Origin of the sequence: Pseudomonas sp. SW-3, from assembly GCF_016615645.1 — a bacterium.
GTDB classification, from domain to species: Bacteria; Pseudomonadota; Gammaproteobacteria; order Pseudomonadales; family Pseudomonadaceae; genus Aquipseudomonas; species Aquipseudomonas mandelii.
The window spans coordinates 5,522,188-5,540,748 of sequence record NZ_CP067098.1 but is presented as its reverse complement, the minus strand read 5'-3'; the positions used below and the strand labels follow the sequence as shown (position 1 = coordinate 5,540,748).

General features: G+C 59.2%; 14 protein-coding genes. 2 read left to right on the top strand and 12 right to left on the bottom strand.

The features are described 5' to 3' along the window. Window positions 1-1,701 carry a type IV-A pilus assembly ATPase PilB gene (gene pilB, locus JIO00_RS25025; protein WP_200667028.1) on the bottom strand — a complete coding sequence of 567 codons (1,701 nt, stop codon included), beginning with the start codon at window positions 1,699-1,701 and terminating at the stop codon, window positions 1-3. Window positions 1,702-1,926: 225 nt separating this feature from the next. On the opposite strand from pilB, the gene JIO00_RS25020 reads away from it, so the two are divergent. Together JIO00_RS25020 and JIO00_RS25015 are read left to right on the top strand one after the other, a co-directional pair. Beyond that, the gene (locus JIO00_RS25020; protein ID WP_010467585.1) at window positions 1,927-2,334 is read left to right on the top strand and encodes a pilin; all 408 of its coding nucleotides are present in this window, start codon (window positions 1,927-1,929) and stop codon (window positions 2,332-2,334) included. A gap of 312 nt (window positions 2,335-2,646) precedes the next feature. Continuing rightward, window positions 2,647-3,000, top strand: a complete 354-nt coding sequence (locus JIO00_RS25015; protein WP_010467586.1) for a BON domain-containing protein — start codon at window positions 2,647-2,649, stop codon at window positions 2,998-3,000. Between the two features lie 285 nt (window positions 3,001-3,285). On the opposite strand, the gene JIO00_RS25010 is transcribed toward JIO00_RS25015, so the two are convergent. From JIO00_RS25010 to JIO00_RS24960, 11 genes are all read right to left on the bottom strand, one after another. Beyond that, window positions 3,286-3,582, bottom strand: coding sequence for a DUF2845 domain-containing protein (locus JIO00_RS25010; RefSeq protein WP_154501766.1), 297 nt, complete (start codon window positions 3,580-3,582; stop codon window positions 3,286-3,288). After that, on the bottom strand, window positions 3,582-6,536 hold the full coding sequence (locus JIO00_RS25005) for a DUF748 domain-containing protein (protein ID WP_200667026.1): 2,955 nt from the start codon (window positions 6,534-6,536) through the stop codon (window positions 3,582-3,584). The genes JIO00_RS25010 and JIO00_RS25005 overlap by 1 nt, the downstream gene beginning before the upstream one ends. Before the next feature lie 104 nt (window positions 6,537-6,640). Beyond that, on the bottom strand, window positions 6,641-7,657 hold the full coding sequence (locus JIO00_RS25000) for a class I SAM-dependent rRNA methyltransferase (protein ID WP_010467591.1): 1,017 nt from the start codon (window positions 7,655-7,657) through the stop codon (window positions 6,641-6,643). A gap of 175 nt (window positions 7,658-7,832) precedes the next feature. After that, window positions 7,833-9,770: an acetate--CoA ligase gene (acs, locus tag JIO00_RS24995; RefSeq protein WP_010467593.1), complete on the bottom strand. Its 1,938-nt coding sequence runs from the start codon at window positions 9,768-9,770 to the stop codon at window positions 7,833-7,835. Window positions 9,771-10,000: 230 nt separating this feature from the next. Beyond that, window positions 10,001-11,665 (bottom strand): glucose-6-phosphate isomerase, encoded by a 1,665-nt coding sequence (pgi, locus tag JIO00_RS24990; RefSeq protein ID WP_200667024.1) that lies wholly within the window; start codon window positions 11,663-11,665, stop codon window positions 10,001-10,003. 225 nt (window positions 11,666-11,890) lie between these two features. Further along, on the bottom strand, window positions 11,891-12,271 hold the full coding sequence (gene panD / locus JIO00_RS24985) for an aspartate 1-decarboxylase (protein WP_003228271.1): 381 nt from the start codon (window positions 12,269-12,271) through the stop codon (window positions 11,891-11,893). Window positions 12,272-12,465: 194 nt separating this feature from the next. Beyond that, window positions 12,466-13,326 (bottom strand): pantoate--beta-alanine ligase, encoded by an 861-nt coding sequence (gene panC / locus JIO00_RS24980; RefSeq protein ID WP_102595137.1) that lies wholly within the window; start codon window positions 13,324-13,326, stop codon window positions 12,466-12,468. Then, window positions 13,323-14,123 (bottom strand): 3-methyl-2-oxobutanoate hydroxymethyltransferase, encoded by an 801-nt coding sequence (gene panB / locus JIO00_RS24975; RefSeq protein ID WP_010467597.1) that lies wholly within the window; start codon window positions 14,121-14,123, stop codon window positions 13,323-13,325. Before panB ends, panC begins: the two co-directional genes overlap by 4 nt. Window positions 14,124-14,487: 364 nt before the next feature. Continuing rightward, a complete protein-coding gene (gene folK, locus JIO00_RS24970; protein WP_077750274.1) occupies window positions 14,488-14,973 on the bottom strand; it encodes a 2-amino-4-hydroxy-6-hydroxymethyldihydropteridine diphosphokinase in 486 nt (161 codons plus the stop codon). Between the two features lie 3 nt (window positions 14,974-14,976). Continuing rightward, a complete protein-coding gene (locus tag JIO00_RS24965) occupies window positions 14,977-16,377 on the bottom strand; it encodes a polynucleotide adenylyltransferase PcnB (protein WP_010467601.1) in 1,401 nt (466 codons plus the stop codon). 738 nt (window positions 16,378-17,115) lie between these two features. Next, complete coding sequence (locus tag JIO00_RS24960) at window positions 17,116-18,552, bottom strand: sigma-54-dependent transcriptional regulator (RefSeq protein WP_077750275.1); 1,437 nt, start codon at window positions 18,550-18,552, stop codon at window positions 17,116-17,118. Window positions 18,553-18,561 lie beyond the last annotated feature (9 nt).

The window sequence follows — 18,561 nt, the reverse complement described above, 5'->3', positions numbered from 1 at the left end:
TCAGTCCTTGGTGACCCGGTTGATTTCTTCAAGGCTGGTGACGCCTTGCATGGCCTTGATCAAGCCCGAGGTGCGCAAGTCATTAAAACCGTCCTTGCGCATCTGAATGTCGATTTCCAGGGAATTGCCTTCGGCCATGATCAGCCGTTGCAGGTCCGGTGTGTTTTTCACCACTTCATAAATCCCCACTCGCCCCTTGTAACCGCCGTTGCACTGATCGCAACCGACCGGCTCATAGATCGTGAACGAGCCGATGCGTTCCTCGGGGAAGCCTTCCTTGAGCAACGCCTCGTGGGGAATCTCGATGGGTTTCTTGCAATGGCTGCACAGTTTGCGCGCCAGCCGCTGGGCGATGATCAGGGTGACCGAGGTGGCGATGTTGAAGCCCTGAATGCCCATGTTGTGCAGGCGGGTCAGGGTTTCTGCGGCGCTGTTGGTGTGCAGGGTGGAAAGCACCATGTGCCCGGTCTGGGCGGCCTTGATGGCGATTTCGGCGGTTTCGAGGTCGCGGATCTCGCCGACCATGATCACGTCCGGGTCCTGACGCAGGAACGAGCGCAGAGCCTGGGCGAAATCCAGCCCTTGCTTGGGATTGACGTTGACCTGATTGATGCCTTCCATGTTGATCTCCACCGGGTCTTCGGCGGTGGAGATGTTGATGTCCACGGTGTTGAGGATATTCAACCCGGTGTAGAGCGACACGGTCTTGCCCGAACCGGTCGGCCCGGTGACCAGGATCATGCCCTGTGGCTGCTTCAGCGCAGCCATGTACAAGGCTTTCTGTTCAGGCTCGTAGCCGAGGGCGTCGATGCCCATTTGTGCGCTGGATGGGTCGAGGATCCGGATCACCACTTTCTCGCCCCACAGGGTCGGCAGGGTGTTGACCCGGAAGTCGATGGACTTGGTCTTGGACAGGCGCATCTTGATCCGTCCGTCCTGGGGTTTGCGCCGCTCGGAGATGTCGAGGCTGGCCATGACTTTCAGCCGCGCCGCAATGCGGTTGGCCAGTTGGCTCGGCGGCTTGGCGACTTCTCGCAGCATGCCGTCGGTGCGCATCCGCACCCGGTAGGTTTTTTCGTAGGGCTCGAAATGCAGGTCGGAAGAGCCGCTCTTGATCGCATCGAGCAACATCTTGTGGACGAAGCGCACCACCGGCGCGTCATCGGCATCCTGGCCGGCGATGGCGTCCTTTTTGTTGTCGTCGACCGACTCGATGTCCAGCCCGTCAAGGTCAACATCGGCCATGTCTTCCAGGCCGGTTGCTTGGCTGTCGAAGAACTTCTCGATGGCATCGCCGAGCTTATCGTCCTCTACCAGAATGGCTTCGGTGTTCAGACCTGTGCTGAACTGGATGTCATTGATGGCTTGATGATTGGTCGGGTCGGAAACCCCCACGAACAGTTTGTTGCCACGGCGCCAGAGGGGCAGGGCGTGGTGCTGACGGATCAGTTTCTCGCTGACCAACCCTCGAGGCTGGGCTTCCTTGTCCAGGCAATTGAGGTCGAGCAGCGCCATGCCGAAATGCTCCGAGGCAATCTCGGCAACCTGCCTGCTCTTCACCAGCTTGTTCTGCACCAGGTAACTGACCAGGGAGATTTTGCTGCGTTGGGCATGCAGATACGCCTGTTGCGCGCTTTGCTCAGTGAGCAGTTCGGCCATGACCAGTTGCTTGGCCAGACCGCTTAGGGCGATGTCATTCATGGGGATACCGGACGCAGACAGTTCATGACTTATAGCCTAGTCAAGGCGCTGAGCCAAACCAGCGGCCGTCAGGTGACAAATAGTGTCAGATAGTGCGGATCCTGGGGGTAGGAAAGGTCCCTGACCTGGCTTCACGCCCCGCCAATTGGGGGCGCAGCGCTTGGCACGGGCTGTGCTGAAGTTCATTCAGATCATGAGATTTCGACTCATGCATGGAGCCTGTCTATGAATACTCAAAAAGGTTTTACCCTGATCGAACTGCTGATCGTGGTGGCGATCATCGGGATTCTGGCGACGTTTGCGTTGCCGGCTTATTCGAAGTATCAAGCGCGTGCCAAGGTGACGGCCGGTCTGGCAGAGATCACGGCGTTGAAAGTCCCGTTTGAGGACCTCATGAACTCTGGTACCAATCCGGATCTGACAAAAGTGGGCGGAACCGCCACGACTTCCAATTGCACAACCACGGCAGCGGGTGTCGCGACTGATGGTACCGGCACCATCGGTTGCACGATCCTTAACGCTCCAGGTCCGGTCTTGAGCAAAACCATTACCCTGACGCGCTCTCTGACTGGCTGGACTTGCGCCACCACAGTGGCTCAGGAGTACGCACCTAAAGGCTGCACAGGCGTCTGATACTCGCGGTTAACAAATGCCCCGCCTTTCACGAGGCGGGGCATTTTTTTGTCTATTGAAGGGAAAAACGCGTTAAAGAAAGAAATTCTCGACAATTCATGGCCTTAGGCCCACGTCAAAACCCGCAACTTGCATGTAGAGAATCACCAAGTCATGCATTTTGCATGATTCCGAAAATCAGGTGTTTTCATAAGTTATTGTTTTATAAGGATTTATTGGCTGTCTCAAAGTTGGCACAGCGTTCGCAATATACCCAGTAACCCTGCTGACAAGACACGCAGCAGACTTTCTAGAAAAACAGGAGTTACTCGTATGAAGAAGTTCGCTATCGCTGCCGCTACTGCTACCGCGCTGACCCTGACCATGGCCAACGCTGCATTCGCTCAAACCCAAGCGACTCAGGCTCCAATGGTCCTGGCCGCCGGTGAAGTGACCCAAGCCAAAGAAGCTACCTCCGATACCTGGATCACCACCAAAGTCAAAGCAGACCTGGTAACCGAAAAAGGCATTCCTGGTACCGACATCAAGGTTGAGACCAACAAAGGTGTTGTTTCCCTGTCGTCCACTGTTGCAGTGACTGAAGCACAGAAAACCACCGCCGTGGCCATCGCCAAGAAAATCAAAGGCGTCCAGGCGGTCTCCGCTGACGGCCTGAAAGCCGAGTAAGGCAAGACTTCTCGCCTGGACTGGGAGAAGGCGCGGCAGGCGGGCCGAGCAATACGCCAGCCGCATCTGGAGAGTTCATGCGAAAGGCCACAAGGATGTGGCCATTACAGGCCTCCGACATTCGTGTCGGGGGCCTGTTCTATTGTGGGCGTCGCACAAACCAATGTGGGAGTGAGCCTGCTCGCGATAGCGGTGTGTCAGCCAACATCAATGCTGTATGACACACCGCTATCGCGAGCAGGCTCGCTCCCACATTTTGTGATGTAACCACTCCGGATCGGAGGTTCAGTTACCGCGCTTGCTGGTGATCTGTTTCAGGCGATTACCTTCAAACCGCAGGTATTGATACATCCCGCCATTGGGCCCGTAGGTCCATTCCTCTACCTGAAACTCTTCCCGTCGGTTGGCGCTGCGCTTGTAGCCCAGCAGATCGCGGCTGACCGGTTCACCGCACTTCTGCAGCACTTCACTGGACCTGTCCCCGACGCTGACCAACTGACTGCCACAGCGCAGGGTATCGGCCGCCGAGGCCTGACTGGCCGCCAGCGCCAGGGTCAGGCTGATCAACACTTGTCTGAACATCACTCGGCATCCAGGTGCATCGGCGTTACCACCCGACCGTCACTTTCCGCCTCGCCCAGTTGGGCGTCGATGAAGTAGACACGGTCATCGGCCATCTGGGCCTTGTCCACCAGGTAATCCTTGATGCTGCTGGCGCGTTCCTGACCCAGTTGGCGCAGCAACACATCACTGGTGCTCCAGAATTTGATCACGTCTGCGCGCATTTTGGCGGTGCGTTCTTCCTTGCCCAGATCCTTCCACTCAGCCGGTGGCTGGGTCTTCAGGCGCGTGCGGTAGATCCCTTCCAGCAGCGGACCTTTCTCGCCGTCCGGCACTTGCAGCAATGAAGCCTGGGCCGGAACCTTGTCACCGCGTCGCTGGAGCATTTTGTAGTAGTTGTACTGGTATTCGCGCTCAAGCCGTTGCTCGGCAATCAGCGGACCGTCGCTGCTGGCGGCTGCGGTGCCTTCGATTTCCAGGCGCAGGGCAGGGCGTTCCTTGAGGGCCTGGGACAGTTTGATCAACGAACCCTCGGCGTCCTTGCTCAGCTCACTGGAGCCCGGCGCAAACGAGACAGTGCCCAAATCTTCTGAACCCCCGCCACTGACCAGACCGCCTATCATTTTGAACGGTGCGGCAGCCGCCTTGACGATCAGGTTGCGCAGGGTCTGCCAGACAATCGGCATGACGCTGAACTGCGGGTTGTTCAGGTCGCCGGTCACCGGCAGCTCAATTGAAATCTTGCCGTCGACGTCCTTGAGCAACGCGATCGCCAGTTTCAGCGGCAGGCTCACGGCGTCCGGGCTGTCGACCTTTTCACCCAATTGCAGTTGCTCGACCACCACTTTGTTTTCGGCCTTGAGCTGGCCCTTGACGATGATGTAGTGCAGGTCGAGATTGAGCCGGCCCTTGCGGATGCGGTACCCGGCGAACTTGCCGGAGTAGGGCGTCAGCGTGGTCAGTTCCACACGTTTGAAACTGGTGGCGATGTCGAGGCTGGCCATCGGGTCGAACGGGTTGACCGAACCCTTGATGGTCACGGGCGCGTAACGGTCGACCTTGCCTTTGATATCGACGCTGGCCGGTTTCGCCTGACGGCTGTCGATGGTGCCGATCTGACCGTTGAGTTGTTGCACCGCCGTGGCGAAGTTCGGGGTCAGGCTGAAGTCGGCGAAGTTCGCCGAACCGTCATTGATGGCAATGCCGCCAATGTGGATGCCCAGCGGTTTGTCCTTGCTGGCGGGTTTGCTGGCGGCTGTCTTGGCAGCTACGGTGTCGGCCGGTTGCGGGATCAGCAGGTCATCGATGTTGGTGGTGCGGTCATCGTTGATCATGAAACGCACGTAAGGCTGGAACAGGTTGACCTTGTCGATCGACAGGCTGTCGCCATGCTGATAGTTCAGACCTTCGAGCACCAGCTGCTGCCACTTGAGAAAGTCGCGGGTCTTGAGGGTGTCGAGGGTGTGCAGTTGATCGACCTGCGCTTTACCGGTGACGCTGAATGCCAATGGCTCGGTGCTTTTCAGATCGACCGCCAGATCACTGCCGAGCATGCCGCTGCGCAGCTCCAGGCGAATGAACGGGTTGATGTAGGACTGGGCGACACGCAGGTCGATGTCTTTGGTTTGCACATTCAGTTTGGCGCTGACCGGTGCCAGATTGACCACGCCGTCGGCCATAAGCCTGCCCTGTTTGCCCACGCCGGTGTCGAGCTTGAGGTTAAAAGGCGAGCCGTTGAGGCTGTCGAAATTCTGCAAATCGAGGTTCAGCGGACCGACATCCAGGGCCACGGCCGGTTGTGCCTTGCGGTCGGCCAGATGAACCTGGTAATTGCGCAGTTGCACGTCTTTGAGCAGCACTTGCCACGGTTTGCTCGGTGGCGCGGGTTTGGCTTCAGGCGAATCGGCTGCCGCCGGAGTTGTCGCTGGTTCGGCGTTGGCTTTTACTGCAGCTTTGGACGGTTGGCTGGCGAACAGTTTTTGCCAGTCGAGTTGTCCGTCTGCTTCCAGGGCGGCCCAGGTTTCCAGTTTATTGCTACGGATCTTGCCGACCACCACTTGCTGTTTGGCCAGGTCCACCGTGGTTTCACTGATGTCCAGGCGCTCGAGTTTGGCCAGTGGTCGACCGTCCGGGGCCTTGATGGCAAATGGCGCGACGCTGACGGCGACGTTGCTCAGCAGCAGCTCGGTTTCCTTGGACAAGTTGAGCTTGTAGTCAGTGCTCAGGTTGACGACACCGTCTTCGAGCACCAGGGGCAACGCGTCACGCACATAGGGCCAGAAGGCTTTCATCTTGCCGTCGGTGATCTTGAGCTTACCTTCGGAGGCAATCGGGATCAGGCTGAAGTTACCGGTCCAGTCGAGCTGCCCACCGCCCGGGCCGATGGCTACCAACGTCATGTCGGCACTGTCTTCCGGCAGCGTGCTGAGGTTCTTCAGCTCGAAGTCGAGTTTGTCGTAGAGGAATTCGATGGGTTCGCTGGGGCGCAAATCCTGAAAGTGCACATTGCCGCCCGCCAGTTTGATCCGCTCGATACGCAACGGGAACGGCTTGGCTTCCGGGTCGGCCGGGGTCGGTTCGCTGGCGGGGATCTTGAACAGGCCCAGCAGATTGAGCTTGCCGTCCTTGCCGAAAAGGATTTCGGTCTTGGGTTTGTCCATTTCGATATCGGACAGGTGCAGCGCCTTGGTCCACAGGCTGTCGATCTGCAGGTTGGCGTACAGGCGTTCGAAACCGACCTGTTCTTTGCCCGGCTCGCCGATGACCAGGCCCCAGAGGGTCACTTCCAGGCTGAAGGGGTTGAGCTCGATCCGGGAAATCGTCGCGGGCATCGTGGCGTAATTGGCCAATTGTTGGTTGGCGACCCGCAACGCGATGCCCGGCAAAATCAGAAACCCCAGCAGGCTATAAAGGGCCAGAGCAGTCAACAATGCGCCAATAGCGCGAATCAATCCTTTGGGCATGTGTGGCTTCATCTGTCTGAATCGGAGTGCGTTGGAGTATGGCACGCGATTCCGGTTCCGAAGTGAACGCACTCTTCTGGTTTTTCAGAAATTTGCGTAGGAAATTTCCTGCGTGATCAGAGTTGCAGAATCAACGTCTTCAGCGGCGGCTGTTGATCCATCGACGGGAAATCACCGCCCGGTTTCATCACCGTCCACTCACGCACAGGCCGCCCGGCCTTCTCTGCGCAACGTAAAACCTGCTCGCGCCAATCGTCCATGCTGACCTTTGCCAGGTTGTTGCAGCAGATCAGCACGCCGTTCTCGGCGGTGGTCAGCAGCGCGGGTTTGAGCAGGCTCTGGTAGTCGCGCAGCAGGTCGACCGTGCCGAACGCGCTCTTGGCCCAGGCGGGTGGATCGAGCAGCACCAGGTCGTACTGACGCTGGTCGAGACGCGTGTAACTCGGCAGTTTCTGCCCGCGTCGCTGACTGATCGGCAGCCCCGCCAGTTGGCGGATGGCCGGGAAGTAATCGGACTGGATGAATTCCATGGCCGGCAATTGCGGATTGAGCAGACCGTTCTCGCGGCCGACCGCCAGATTGCCCTCGGCGAAATCCAGGTTGCACACCTCACTTGCCCCGCCGGCCGCAGCACTCAGGCCGACACCACAGGTGTAGGCGAACAGGTTGAGCACGCTTTTGTTTTTGCTGTGCTCCTTGACCCAGCCGCGCGTGTTGCGCAGGTCGAGAAACAGCAGCGGATCCTGGCCGGCATGACGACCGCGAACCCGATAGTTCAGGCCCCATTCATGGCCGATCAAGTCTTGCAGGGCTGCCTCGTCGGCGCGGTAGACGGTGTCTTCGCGGTCGATACGCGAGTTGCCCCGGGAACGGTCGTTGTAGACCAGCAGCGTATCGAGGCCCAGGTGTTGATTGACGGTCTCGTGCAGTTGCAGCAGTGCGTCACGTTCCAGCGCCTGGTGGAAGCTTTGTACCAGCAGTTGCGGGCCGTAGCGGTCGATGGTCAGGCCGCCGGCGCCTTCCTGGCTGCCGTGGAACAGGCGATAGCAATCGGTGCCTTGCTGATGCAGCTCGGCGAGCAGGTCCTGGCGATGATCGAGGGCGGCGCGCAGCGCCTGATTCAAGGAAGACATGCTGTGCGCCTTGCAGGAGGGAATTTGGCGCGGGAGTTTAACAGCATTGACGGGAAGTCGAGGTGTTGCCATCGCGAGCAGGCTCGCTCCCACAGAGCTAATTGTTGGCTGAGCGTTTTGCGTTTCGCACAAAGCCAATGTGGGAGCGAGCCTGCTCGCGATGCTGTCAGGTGCGTTACTGGTTCAGACGTTTGTCGATCAGCCCCTGCACCACGCTTGGATCGGCCAGTGTCGAGGTGTCCCCCAGACTGTCCAGTTCGTTGCACGCGATCTTGCGCAGGATGCGCCGCATGATCTTGCCCGAACGGGTTTTCGGCAAGGCCGGGGCCCATTGGATCAAGTCCGGTTTGGCGAAACTGCCAATCTCCTTGCTGACGTGAGCCAGCAATTCCTTCTTCAGTTCGTCATTGGCCTCGGTGCCGTTCATGGGCGTGACGAAGGCATAGATGCCCTGGCCCTTGAGGTCGTGGGGATAACCGACCACGGCGGCCTCGGCGATGCTGTCGTGCAGCACCAGCGCGCTTTCTACCTCGGCAGTGCCGATGCGGTGCCCGGAGACGTTGATCACGTCGTCGATGCGCCCGGTGATCCAGTAATCGCCATCCTCATCACGCCGCGCGCCGTCGCCGGTGAAGTAGTAGCCGGGGTAGGGCTTGAAGTAGGTGTCGACCATCCGTTGCGGGTCGCCATAGACGCTGCGGATCTGCGCCGGCCAGCTGGATTTGATCGCCAGCACGCCGCTGCCGGCGCCTTTGATTTCCTTGCCCGTTTCATCCAGCAGCACCGGTTGCACGCCGAACATCGGTTGGGTGGCGCAGCCGGGCTTGATCCGTTGCGCGCTGACCAGCGGGCTGAGCATGATGCCGCCGGTTTCGGTCTGCCACCAGGTGTCGACGATCGGACAACGCTGTTCGCCGACGACGTTGAAGTACCAGTCCCACGCCTCCGGGTTGATCGGCTCACCGACGCTGCCGAGTAATCTGAGGCTCTGGCGAGAAGTGTCCTTCAACGGCTCGGGGCCTTCACGCATCAGCGAGCGCAGCGCAGTCGGGGCGGTGTAGAAAATGTTGACGTGGTGTTTGTCGATCACCTGCCAGAAGCGCGAACTGTTCGGGTAACTTGGCACGCCTTCGAAGATCAGCGTGGTCGCGCCGTTGGCCAGCGGGCCATAGACGATGTAACTGTGGCCGGTGACCCAGCCGACGTCGGCGGTGCACCAGAAGACTTCACCATCGCGGTAGTCGAGTACGTACTTGAAGGTCATCGCCGCTTGCAGTAGATAGCCGCCGGTGGTGTGCAGTACGCCTTTGGGTTTGCCGGTGCTGCCGGAGGTGTAGAGGATGAACAGCGGGTCTTCGGCGTCCATGGGCTCTGGCGGGCAATCGTCGCTGACGTCGCGTAGCGCCTGGTGATACCAGAGATCGCGACCTTCAACCCAGTCCACTTTGCCTTGGGTGCGCTCGACGACGATGACGGTGCTGACGTTCGGGCAACTTTGCAGTGCCTCGTCGACCTTCTGCTTGAGCGGCACGAATTTGCCGCCGCGCACGCCTTCATCGGCGGTGATCACCGTGCGGCAATCGGCGTCGAGAATCCGGTCGCGCACAGAGTCTGGAGAGAAGCCGCCGAACACCACCGAATGCACCGCGCCAATCCGCGTACAGGCGAGCATGGCGTAGGCCGCTTCGGGAATCATCGGCATGTAGATGCACACGCGGTCACCCTTTTTCACGCCACGGCTTTTGAGCACGTTGGCCAGGCGACAGACGTTGTGATGGAGTTTCTTGTAGGTGATCTGCGCGGATTCGGCGGGGTCGTCGCCTTCCCAGAGAATGGCGATCTGATCGCCGCGTTTTTCCAGGTGACGGTCGATGCAGTTGTAACTGACGTTCAACTTGCCACCGGCAAACCAGCTGGCCTCGCCGGTCTTCAGGTTATAGCGCTGGACGGTGTCCCACGGCGTGCTCCAGTCGAGAAAGCGGGTGGCCTGCTCGGCCCAGAACTCACTGGGGTGCTCGATGGATTGACGGTAGAGGCGGTGGTAGTCGTCTTGACTCAAGTGTGCAGCCCGGCGGACGGCATCGGCTTTGGGGAACGTGCTGATATCGAACATGACGGTTCCTTATTCTTGTTTTGCGACAAGTAATAAAGATGCGCCGAGTAGCGAAAGGGTTCAAGCCAGACACAAAACAACGGTAGGAGTGAGCCCGCTCGCGATAGCGGTGGATCAGTCAACATCGATGTTGAATGAAAAACCGCTATCGCGAGCAGGCTAACTCCTACAGGGATTGGTGTTGCCCACAGCATTTGTGTTTGGCACAAACCCTGTGGGCAGGCGCCAGATCAACCGCGGTGACGACCGCGGAAGTAGTTGATCAGGCCTTGGGTGGAAGCATCGTCAGCCGGGGTTTCTTCGCTGCCGACCAGGCGGTTGTAAACGCCTTTGCCCAGCTCCTTGCCCAGCTCCACGCCCCACTGGTCGAAGGCATTGATGCCCCAGACCACGCTTTGCACGAAGACTTTGTGTTCGTACATCGCCACCAGCGCACCGAGACGACGGGGGCTGATGCGCTCGACCACGAGGGTGTTGCTCGGACGGTTGCCCGGGATCACCTTGTGCGGCGCGATTTTATGCACGTCTTCTTCGCTCATGCCTTTGTCACGCAGTTCGGCTTCGGCTTCGACAAGGGTCTTGCCGAGCATCAGAGCCTGGCTTTGCGACAGGCAGTTGGCGTACAGCCACTGGTGGTGGTCGGAGACCGGGTTGAAGCTGACAATCGGCACGATGAAGTCGGCCGGAATCAGTTGGGTGCCTTGGTGCAGCAACTGGTGATACGCGTGCTGACCGTTGCAACCCACGCCACCCCAGATCACCGGGCCGGTATCGGTGGACACTGGCGTACCGTCCTGGCGCACGCTCTTGCCGTTGGATTCCATGTCCAGCTGTTGCAAGTGCTTGGTGATGTTGCGCAGGTAGTGGTCGTAAGGCAGGATCGCGTGGCTTTGCGCACCCCAGAAGTTGCCGTACCACACGCCAAGCAACGCCAGCAGCACCGGCATGTTCTGTTCGAATGGCGCGCTCTGGAAATGCTGGTCCATGGTGTAGGCACCGGACAGCAGTTCCTTGAAGTTCGACATGCCGATGGCCAGCGCGATTGGCAAACCGATGGCCGACCACAGCGAGTAACGGCCGCCGACCCAGTCCCACATCGGGAAGATGTTTTCTTCGCGGATACCGAACGCCACGGCCGCCGCGTTGTTGCTGGATACGGCGATGAAGTGACGATACAGCTCGGCTTCCGAACCGCCCTGAGCCAGGTACCAGGCGCGAGCGGCCTGGGCATTTTTCAGGGTTTCGAGGGTGTTGAAGGATTTCGACGACACGATGAACAGCGTGGTTTCAGCGCGCAGCTTCATGGTCAGTTCGTGGAACTCACTGCCATCGATGTTCGCCAGGTAATGGCAACGCACGCCTTTCTGGGCGTAGGACAGCAGCGCTTCAGACACCAACTCAGGGCCGAGGAACGAGCCACCGATACCGATGTTCACCACGTCAGTGATCGGCTTCTCGGTGTAGCCACGCCACAGACCGTCATGGATGCGGCCGACGAGGTCGGTGATCTGGTTCAGCACTTTGTGCACTTCTGGCATCACGTTGACGCCATTCACCGACAGCTTGTCGCCAACCGGGCGACGCAGTGCGGTGTGCAGGGCTGGACGACCTTCCGACGAGTTGACGATTTCGCCGTCGAACAGCGATTTGATCGCGCCCTTGAGGTCGACTTCATTGGCCAGGCCCACCAGCAGATTGCGGGTCTCGGCGTTGATCAGGTTCTTCGAGTAATCGAGAAACAGCCCGCAGCTGCTGAGGGTGAATTGAGTAAAACGCTGCGGATCGGCATTGAAGGCCTCGCGCATGCTGAAATCCTGCATGGCTTGGCGGTGGTCATTCAACGCTTGCCAGGCGGGCAGAGCGGTCACGTCGTGAGGAGTGCGGTAGTACGCCATCGCTGCGGGTTTCCTTTTTACTTGAACGGCTTTTTTGAACACTGAAAATCCCGGCGCGCCGTAGGCAGGCGTCCGGTCAACTGCGTCGACACGATTTCAATGACACAGGGCGAATACAGTAAACCTCGCGCTGCGATCTGTCTTGACTTTGTCTAACACGTTCCCGGTACTTTTTTATACACAAAGCAGGGAACGGTTCGACAAACGGGAGGGGCGTCGGTTCGATCAGGCGACCTGAACCGGAATGGCATTGCTGGTGTGGCTCAGTTCATTGCCCGGTGCCATGTAAAGCATGCGCGGTTTGAAGTTGAGCAGCTCGGCTTCGCTGTAATGGGCGTAGGCGCAGATGATCACACGGTCACCGACCTTGGCCTTGTGCGCGGCAGCACCGTTGACCGAGATCATCCGCGAGCCTTCTTCGCCACGAATCGCGTAGGTGGTGAAGCGTTCGCCGTTGTCGACGTTATAAATCTGGATCTGTTCGTACTCACGGATGCCGGACAAGTCCAGCCATTCGCCGTCGATGGCGCAGGAACCTTCGTAATCGAGTACGGCGTGAGTGACTTCGGCGCGATGCAGCTTGGCTTTGAGCATGATGGCGTGCATGAGTGTTTTCCCAGGTCGGAATCGAACGGCGGGCAGTTTGCCCGAAGGCATAAAAGGCAGCAATAAGGGAGCGAAGCCACGCAATTTTCTGTCGGAGCGAAGCTTGCTCGCGAACGCGGCGTATCAGTCGACACAAATGTCGAGTGTGACAGCCTCTTCGCGAGCAAGCTTCGCTCCTACAGGGGGGGCGGTGCTTAGGCGGGGGCGTCGAGGTTCAGGTGCAGGTTGTCGATCAACCGTGTGGTGCCCAGGAACGCCGCAACCAATATCACTAGGTCCCGATCTTCCGGAGTCGCTGGGCGCAAGGTTTGCGCGTGACGAATCTCCAGGTAATCGGTGCGCAACCCGGCTGCTTCAAGCTGCTTGATCTGTGCGTCGATCAGCGCCGGGAAATCCCGCTCGCCCTGTTTGATCGCCTCGGCAATCTGGCACAGGCCGCGATACACCACCGGCGCAACGGCGCGCTGCTCTTCGCTGAGGAAACCATTGCGCGACGACAGCGCCAGGCCATCGGCCGCCCGAACGGTCGGTTCGCCAATGATCTGCACTGGCATGTTCAGGTCATGGACCAGGGATTTGATCACCGCCAGTTGCTGGAAATCTTTCTGGCCGAAGACCGCCAGGTCCGGCTGGACCATGTTGAACAGCTTGCTGACGACCGTCGCGACACCTTCGAAATGCCCGGGACGGCTGGCGCCGCACAGGCCTTCGGAGAGTTGCGGGACGCTGACGCGGGTCTGGCCGGCCATGCCGTCGGGGTACATTTCTTCGACGGTGGGCGCGAACAGCAAGTGGCAACCGGCCTGGAGCAGTTTCTCCTGGTCAGCCGCCAGGGTCCGCGGGTACTTGTCGAGGTCTTCGCCGGCGCCGAATTGCAGCGGGTTGACGAAAATGCTGGCGACTACGAAATCCGCCCGTTGGGTCGCTTTGGTAATCAGCGCGACATGACCGCTGTGCAGGTTGCCCATGGTCGGCACGAAGCCGATGCGCTTGCCTTCGCTGCGGGCACGGGCCACGGCGGCCCGGAGTTCGCGTACTGTTTTTACGGTGTTCATGCAGAGAATCCGTGTTCGATCCCAGGGAAAGAGGCGGCTTTGACTTCACTGACGTAGGCGCTCAGAGCTGCGTGAATGCTGGTCTGGCCGTTCATGAAGTTCTTTACGAATTTAGGTACGCGACCGGTAATGGACAGGCCGAGCATGTCGTGCAGGACCAGGACCTGGCCATCGGTGTCACTGCCGGCACCGATACCGATCACCGGAATGCCCACTGCCTGGGTAATTTCCTGGGCCAATTCGCTCGGTACGCACTCAAGCAATAGCATGGCGGCACCGGCCTGTTCCAGCGCGATGGCGTCGGCGCGCATCTGTCGCGCCTGGTTCTCGCTGCGGCCCTGGACTTTGTAACCGCCCAGCATGTTCACCGATTGCGGTGTCAGGCCCATGTGCGCGCACACAGGGATGCCTCGTTCGGCCAGCAGGCGGATCGAGTCGGCGAGCCACAATGCGCCTTCAACCTTGACCATGTGCGCACCGGCCTGCATCAACAGGGCGCTGTTGCTCATGGCTTGTTCGGTGGTGGCGTAGGCCATGAACGGCAGGTCGGCGAGGATCAGCGCATCGGCGTTGCCGCGTTTGACGGCTGCCACGTGGTAAGCCATTTCCGCGGTGGTCACCGGCAGGGTGCTGTCGTGACCTTGCAAAACCATGCCGAGGGAGTCGCCCACCAGCAGCACTTCGACGCCAGCCTGATTGCAGGCGTGGGCGAAGGTCGCGTCATAGCAGGTCAGCATGGTGATTTTTTCACCTTTTTGCTTCAAACCTTGCAGAGTGGTCAGGGTGATGGCTGGCATGAAAAGTTCCTCATTCAGGCGCTTGGAAACTACTGCGAGTAACGCGCGTGATTCTTCGTTAAATACAGGCGCACGCTCTGATGTCGTGCTTTTAAGGCCTGGATTGCGCCCTTCAACGCCGTGTTGGCGGCAGCGGGACGCCTATAGTCGTGAGGAGAACTCGGGAAGTCAATTGCATGTGTTACCGCGTTGTTACGCGGGGGGTGTTACCGGGGTAACTGATGCGATTCAGCAGCGGATTCTATGTTCAACACAAAAACCAATGTGGGAGTGAGCCTGCTCGCGATTGCGTCCTGACAGTCAACATCTTCGGTGAATGTTAAGTCGCTATCGCGAGCAGGCTCACTCCCACAGGGGATTTGCATTAATTCGGAGGGAGGCGTTCCAGGCCGACGAACGGACAGGCTGCGAGTAATGCCTTCAGGCTGCGGCCATCGGCCAGACGCAGCTCTGCAGGCGCCAGTTCGGCCAGCGGATACAGAACGAAGGCCCGCTCCTGCATATGGTAGTGCGGCACCTTGAGGCGCGGTTCGTCGATCAGCCGGTCGCCAAACAGCACGATGTCGAGGTCCAGCGTTCGTGGACCCCAACGCTCAAGACGCTCGCGGCCTTGTCCGTTCTCGATGGCTTGCAGCGCATCAAGCAGGTCCAATGGCGGGAGCGTGCTGTCGAGGGCGGCGACCGCGTTGGTGTAACGCGGCTGGCCGGGCAGAAGCGAGTCGCTTTGATAAAACCCGGACACCCCGACCAGTTGGGTCTGCGGCAACTGCGCCAGCGCCTCGACGGCGCTGCGCAATTGTTCGGCGGGGTCAGCCAGATTGCTGCCCATGCCGATGTAGATGCGTTCCATGGATTACTCGCCCGTAGCACTCGGTGCGCCGGCCGCGCGTTTGCGCTTGGCGCCACCGCTGCGACGCCGTTTGCGTGGTGCGCCGGTGCCTTCATCCTTGCCGCTGAGGTCGCGGATCATGTCCCGACGCTCACTGTCATTGGCGTCCTGATAGTCGGTCCACCATTCGCCCAGGCCATCGGTCTGCTCGCCAGCGCTTTCTCGCAGCAGCAGGAAGTCGTAACCGGCACGGAACCGCGGGTTGTCCAGCAACAGGTCGGCACGCTTGCCGCTGCGGCGAGGAAGCCGCTCCTGCATGTCCCAGATCTCGCGGATCGGCATGGTGAAGCGTTTCGGAATCGCGATCCGCTGGCACTGCTCGGCAATCAGCTCGTGAGCGGCTTCCTGCATCGCCGGAATCGGTGGCATGCCACGTTCTTGCAGGCGCAGGACGCGGGCCGGCAGGGCAGGCCACAGCAGGGCTGCAAACAGGAACGCCGGGGTTACCGGTTTGTTCTGTTTGATCCGCAGGTCAGTGTTGATCAACGCTTCGCTGATCAAGGTGTGGGTGTACGTCGGGTTGTATTCCAGCGCCTCGGCACTGGCCGGGAACAGCGGATCGAACAACTGCAGGTCGACCAGCATCTCGAAGGTGTCCGCGGCATGGCCGGAGAGGAACAGCTTGAGCACTTCTTCGAACAGACGGGCTGACGGGATCTCGCGCAGCATCGGCGCCAGGTCGCGGATCGGCAGGGCGCTGTGTTTTTCGATGCCGAAATTCAGCTTGGCGGCGAAACGCACGGCCCGCAGCATCCGTACCGGGTCTTCCTGGTAGCGTTGCTTCGGGTCGCCGATCAGGCGGATCAGGTGATTGCGGATGTCGTGTACGCCATTGGCGTAATCGAGAATGCGCTCGCTGACCGGATCGTAATACAAGGCATTGATGGTGAAGTCGCGGCGTTGCGCGTCTTCTTCCAGCGTGCCGTAGACGTTGTCGCGCAGGATGCGCCCGCTCTCGTTACGGGAAGACTGGTTGCTGTCTTCTTCCTCGTCGTTTTGCGGGTGATTGGCGCGGAAGGTCGCGACTTCGATGATTTCGCGGCCAAAGTGGATATGCACCAGCTTGAAGCGGCGACCGATGATCCGCGCGTTGCGGAATTCGGCTCGCACCTGCTCAGGCGTGGCACTGGTGGCGACGTCGAAATCTTTTGGCGTGATGCCAAGGAGCATGTCACGCACACAGCCGCCGACCAGGTAGGCCTGGTAACCGGCGTTCTGCAGGCGTTCGACGATGTTCACCGCGTAACGGCTGAATTGGGCCTTTTGCAGCGAATGTTGGCCGCTGTTGAGGACTTCAGGCGTACTGCGAATGTGTTGCGTATGACGCTTGGGAGAACGGAATGACTGGAACAACTTCTTCAGCATGGGATGCACTGTTTGAAGGAATGTTCGGCCATAACGAAGAATGACCGCATGATGGGCGGGGATTCTAGCATTTAGTCAGGGGATGGTGTAGGACACAGCAGATATGAGCTGTAAGCCGCAGGCTTCAAGCGGAAAACAAAGCAGATTTGGGTAGGTTTTTCGAATCGTAGAAACTACAAGGGGAGCCGAAGCTCCCCAAGAAAGTAGTTGCATGCTCTATTTTTATTTTTGAGTCGGGCTTTTTGTTTTTATTAAGTGCCCTCGCCATGAAGTGTTTCCTTCATGGCCCTCCCAATCGGGAGCCAAGAGCAAACGGATTGCTTTGGTCGCTGTGCTGCAGTGATCGTTCGATCCAACCAGTTCAGGCACTGTCTTGGGACAGTTTTTTATTATTCTCGGCCTGGTCGTGGGGCAAGCCCCAAATACAACGCCTCTCCAAAAGAATCAGTTAGCTGCGCCTCTCGCCGTCTTGTTTTTATTGTGCGTGAGTCGATTCGTCTTATTTTTATTGTCTTGTGCATTGCTTGTTATTGTTCTTGTACTAAACATATAGCAGGGTGCGTGCCAACTTTTGTGAGGTCCAGCAAAACAAGGGGTTAGGCGGGCTGACAGGGTTTTCGAGGCCGAAAAAAAGCCGGGACTTCGTTACCGTAAGCCCCGGCTTCTGTTACGTGAAACGACTGAGGTAACAGTTTTTTCACAAAGTCATGTGTTACCCGCACATCAGACAGGCGCTGTTCAGCTCTCGCTGGCGACCCCGGTCTTGCGCCGCGGGATACCCAGGCGCTGACGACGTTCCCACAGGCACTTGCGACTCACCCCGAGTTTGCGGGCCAGCTCGGTTTCCGTCATGTGGTCCTGATGCTCAAGCACGAAGTGCTGGAAGTAGTCTTCCAGCGACAGGTCTTCGGTTGGCTCATGATTGTTGTTGCTGGCGCCGTTGCCCTGTTGCGGCGGCAGACCAATGAAGTCATCGTCTTCCAGGTCGCTCAGTTCGATGTCGATCCCCAGCAGCTCGGCGGAAATCTCCGGGCTCTCGCACAGGATGACGGCGCGCTCTACCGCGTTTTCCAGTTCACGAACGTTACCCGGCCAGGAGTAATGACGGATCGCCTGTTCGGCATCCACCGCGAATTTCAGGTCGGTACGGTTGACCCGCGCGCTCTGTCGCGCCAGGAAGGCATTGGCGATCTCGTTGACATCGGCACCGCGCTCGCGCAGGGCCGGCAATTTCAGGGCGATCACATGGAGGCGGTAATACAAGTCTTCACGGAACTGACCGATCTTCGCCAGGCTCTTGAGGTCCCGGTGAGTCGCGGCGATCAGGCGCACATCGACTTTCTGTGACTGGACCGAACCGACCCGGCGAATTTCGCCTTCCTGCAACACGCGCAGCAAGCGGGCCTGGGCTTCCAGTGGCAGTTCGCCGATTTCGTCGAGGAACAAGGTGCCGCCGTCCGCCGCTTCCACCAGACCGGCACGCCCGGCGCTGGCGCCAGTGAACGCGCCTTTTTCGTGGCCGAACAGTTCGGACTCGATCAGGCTTTCCGGGATGGCTGCACAGTTCACCGAAATCATCGGTGCCTTGGCTCGTTTGGACAGGTTGTGCAGGGCGCGGGCCACCAGTTCTTTACCGGTACCGGATTCACCCTGGATCAGGACATTGGAATCGGTCGGCGCGACTTTGCGGATCTTGCTGTACAGGTCCTGCATCGGCGGGCACGAACCGATGATGCCGATTTCGCCGTTGCTGTTATCAACACCCGGTTTCGCCGCGCCATTGGCCGCTTTGCCGGTGGCCGGTTCACCGCCGGCCGGCAGCGATTGGCGGTCACGCAGGATACGGGCGACAGCCTGGAGCATTTCGTCGTGATCGAAAGGCTTGGCGATGTAATCCACCGCGCCCATCTTCATCGAGTCGACGGCCGAACGCAGGCTGGCGTAGCTGGTCATGATCAGCACCGGAGTGCCCTGGCCGAGTTTGATCAACTCGGTGCCCGGAGCGCCCGGAAGACGCAAGTCGCTGACGATCAGGTCGAACGTGGGAATGGTGAAGCGTTCTTGTGCTTCCTGCACTGAACCGGCTTCGCTGACCTGGTACTGGTTACGTTCCAGCAGGCGGCGCAAGGCGGAGCGGATAATTGTTTCGTCTTCGACGATCAAAATGTGCGGCATTGATTCGAT